The sequence below is a fragment of the Corynebacterium sp. HMSC076D02 genome, assembly GCF_001813815.1.
In the GTDB taxonomy this organism is placed as follows: domain Bacteria; phylum Actinomycetota; class Actinomycetes; order Mycobacteriales; family Mycobacteriaceae; genus Corynebacterium; species Corynebacterium simulans.
In genome coordinates, this window is sequence record NZ_KV814047.1 from 1 (window position 1) to 3,445 (window position 3,445).

The window sequence follows — 3,445 nt, forward strand, 5'->3', positions numbered from 1 at the left end:
TAAAAGAAGCGGAACTAAACCCAGGACGCTTCAGTCATTCTATCTGCGATTACGCACTCAAAGTGGGCATTTATCATCAAAGGCGTTTTGCCACAACTGCTGCAGCTCCGTCATCTGGGTTGGCAGACAGCAAAGTATGATATTGCGACAATTTTATGTTCAAACTGGCGAGAATACTGCTAGCATTATGAATATGTTCACTGAACACATTCAGCAAAATTCACGAACACTCTCCAAGAATGCAACACGTCTAAAAGTGCTCACCGCCGCAGGCGAACTTTTCGAAACTACGGGATATGCAGACACCAGCATTAGAACAATCGCGAAGAGGGCTGGCGTCAGCGTTGGCACTGTGATGTCTGTCGGCGAAAGCGTGCACTACTGGTTCAAAGTATCAGCCACAAGATTGCAAAGATTCATGACGAGCTCAGAACTCAACCGGCCGGAGATCTCATTTCCGTCATCAATCCATTCTTGGAGATGTTTGCAGGACACAGCGAACTATCTCGCGCTTACGCATCTTCACTCATCGAGCTTGGCGATCAAGGCCAAGAGCTCAAACGCTTGGAACAACTGCTCACGGAAGAAATCCTTCGGCGTCTCGCCGCATCAACGTTGACTGAAGTGGAATCTCGTGAGCTCGCAGGAGTTTTGTATCACGCCTACCTAGGCTTGCTTATCGGCTGGTCCGCTGGGCGCTATTCGTCTCAAGAGCTCAAGGACCAAGCACGCACCATCGTCAATCACCTAGAGAACGCATTCGGAGTCCAACTATGATTCTCGAAACATCCCCCGTCTGGCCTTCCATTCTTCTTGCCGTTATTCTTTCAGGCGACGTCATACTGTCGGTTCGTCCCGCCAAGTTCATTGAAAAATGCCTCACGGGCGTGAAATTCCCCCGCCAATGGTGGTGGGCCCTCATCTACATCAAATGCGTCGCTATTGCCGGGCTAGTAATCGGACTGTGGCTGCCCGGGATCAGAATTGCAGCACTAGCAGGCATCGTCGCATATTTCTTTGCCGCAGCCTTCGCACACCTGAAAGCCAAATTCACCGGCACCGAATTCTGGCTGAACTGTTTAGGCATGCTCATTCTTTCCATAGTGGCGCTCCTTGTGACAATTGCAGCATAAGCCGGCACTGTTTAACGTAGCTTTGTCAATCAGTTAGACATCCGTATTCAAGCTTCAGCCACTAACCCAAATTCTCACCAGTAGATGTCGCAACGGGAGCACATCGCAGTCTTCTCCACGAATTGCAGTATCCGCTGGTGGTTAAACCCGACGCAGGTGCAGGAAGCATTGGCGTACGAACAGTCTCAGATTCGTCCCAAGCGTGCGAAGTAGTCGAGAATATCACTAATACGCTCGAATTCTTCGGCGCACAGCCAGCCTGCGCTATCGCACAGGAATATGTCCAAGGGCACGAATATATAGTCGACACATTCGCGCAACAAGGGCAACACCATGTAATGGCAGTTTGTGTCTACAGAAAGCATCCGTCGTCGACTGGAGCGATAGTTTATGACAGCTTGGAGTGACTCGATGAACGTTCTACCGGACTTTTCGAACTATCCAGGTACCTCTTCACATGTTTAGACATCCTCGAGCATCGATATGGGTCAGTCCACTCAGAAATCATTATCGGTGCTCAAGGTCCATGTCTGATTGATTTAAGTGTGAGACCGCATGGTGCAGGGCATCCAATGAAGACGTTTGCATTAACCGGCGATTCGCAGTTGCATGCAGAAGTTCGATTCGCCAAGAACAGGAAATTGCCCAGGCATTATCAATTGAGCATGAGCGCAGCGATTGAGTTTCTGAGTCTCCCCTATCCCTGTACCATAAAGAAAATGGCCGATCCACAGCAGTCAGTATCACTGCTCGGCGTAATTTCAAGGGAGATCAGCGCTAAGCTAGGAGTTACATATCCTGAGACCAATTCATTACTCGACTCTGAACAACTCGGCTTAATATTCATCGAAACTGCCGAAGATGACACAAAGAGAAATGCCTCAGTGCTTCGTTCTGCTTTCAAATCAATGTTGGAGAGAAGTCTGCTGATTGATCAATGCAGGGACAACGTACAGACTAGTGGCTTTCGCTTGAAGCCTTGTCACTTGGATCCTTTCTAGTCCTAATCGCTGTCGTTGCATCAATTGAGCTCAGCGAAACCACCTCACACCTACTGCGTTCGTTTGCCAAAGATGCAGCATTCTTCTCACCGCGAAATGCGGCCAGATTAAAAGTGCTCAAAGTAGCAGAAAGTGTGTCTGATTCTTGGGATTAGTGCTGGCCAGGATATGAAAACCGTAGGATTCTTTCGCTGAAGACGAAATAAACCAGATTGGGAAGCGAAATACCGACTTCAATGCAAGTCTGTGGTAGCCGGTGGTATCTGCTTGCCAGATGCCTCAGAACAGCTTTCTCTGGCCCTGCACAAGTAGACGACGCCCTGCAACGCGGCAGATAAACCGCACCAGGAGTCAGTTTGCATCGCGTATGGAGCCACCGACCGACGGCCGCAGTGACGCTCTTGCAAGTGCGGTGTCTCAATACCAGTGGTGCCCAAAGGCTTGAATTCCCTGCCTTACGACTCGCCGTAGCGGACACACATTTTGCTACTTAGCCCTTAAATGTTCGCACAAACTCAACGCACACACGGGATTGGCACCCTAAACCCCCACACGTTCAATCCTCGACCCTTAAGGAGCGGAAAACGAAAGAAGCCGGAGGTCACGAACCCTTTCGAGTTTGTTACCTCCGGTGTCACAGTTTGTACAACTGCTCAGCGTGCCCGGGGCGGGACTTGAACCCGCACGTCCTATAAGGACACTGGCACCTGAAGCCAGCGCGTCTGCCAATTCCGCCACCCGGGCTGGGTACCTAAATGTCTTGGCGACCAATTAACATTAGCACGCAGGAGCTAAGAATCTACAAATCCGCAGGCAAACACGAAGTTTTCTGGGGAAAAGCCCCCTAAAAGCATCGGAACTTTAGGCGGCGCGGCTACGTTTAGAAGGGGTAGGCACCCTATAATTAGCCTGTCATAGAAAAGGAGGACAGCACGTGGCAATTTTTGAAAAGCTCGCGAAGCTGGATTCCGCCATGCAACGAGGCTTGGACAATGGCATGGCCTTTGTCTTCGGAGGCAAGGTCGTTCCCGCGGAGATTGAAGAGCTCCTCAAACAGGAGGCGCAGGACAATCTCGCACGCGGTGATGACGAGAACCTCTACAGCCCCAACGTCATGACAGTAGGCGTATCTTCCAAGGACTTGGAAAACCTCTCCCGTGACCCAGATCTGCCCGCAGATTTCGCCGACCAACTCACCCGCTTTGTTAGAAACCACGGCTGGTCATTCGCCGGCCCGGTCATCGTACGCATCGCGGAGGAATCAGGATTACGTACAGGACAGCTTCGAGTGTCTTCGTTTATTGATCACGA

At 50.6% G+C, this 3,445-nt stretch carries 4 protein-coding genes, 1 tRNA gene and 2 pseudogenes; 6 read left to right on the top strand and 1 reads right to left on the bottom strand.

What is annotated here, in order from left to right:
- Window positions 1-193 precede the first annotated feature (193 nt).
- From HMPREF2935_RS13545 to HMPREF2935_RS06625, 5 genes and pseudogenes are all read left to right on the top strand, one after another.
- Window positions 194-310, top strand: a pseudogene (locus tag HMPREF2935_RS13545) (hypothetical protein); the annotation flags it as partial.
- Between the two features lie 170 nt (window positions 311-480).
- Window positions 481-777 (top strand): hypothetical protein, encoded by a 297-nt coding sequence (locus HMPREF2935_RS13550; protein ID WP_246817796.1) that lies wholly within the window; start codon window positions 481-483, stop codon window positions 775-777.
- On the top strand, window positions 774-1,133 hold the full coding sequence (locus HMPREF2935_RS06620) for a DoxX family protein (RefSeq protein ID WP_070732490.1): 360 nt from the start codon (window positions 774-776) through the stop codon (window positions 1,131-1,133). The genes HMPREF2935_RS13550 and HMPREF2935_RS06620 overlap by 4 nt, the downstream gene beginning before the upstream one ends.
- Before the next feature lie 116 nt (window positions 1,134-1,249).
- Window positions 1,250-1,540: pseudogene (locus tag HMPREF2935_RS13840) on the top strand (ATP-grasp domain-containing protein); the annotation flags it as partial.
- Window positions 1,541-1,705: 165 nt separating this feature from the next.
- Window positions 1,706-2,134, top strand: a complete 429-nt coding sequence (locus HMPREF2935_RS06625) for a hypothetical protein (RefSeq protein WP_070732492.1) — start codon at window positions 1,706-1,708, stop codon at window positions 2,132-2,134.
- A 659-nt stretch (window positions 2,135-2,793) separates the two neighbouring features.
- Here HMPREF2935_RS06625 and HMPREF2935_RS06630 read toward each other — a convergent pair.
- A tRNA-Leu gene (locus HMPREF2935_RS06630) sits at window positions 2,794-2,878 on the bottom strand.
- Between the two features lie 190 nt (window positions 2,879-3,068).
- Between HMPREF2935_RS06630 and HMPREF2935_RS06635 the strand changes: the two genes are divergently transcribed.
- Window positions 3,069-3,445, top strand: a 377-nt coding sequence (locus HMPREF2935_RS06635) for a DUF3662 domain-containing protein (protein WP_141756029.1), incomplete at its 3' end; no start/stop codon positions are given.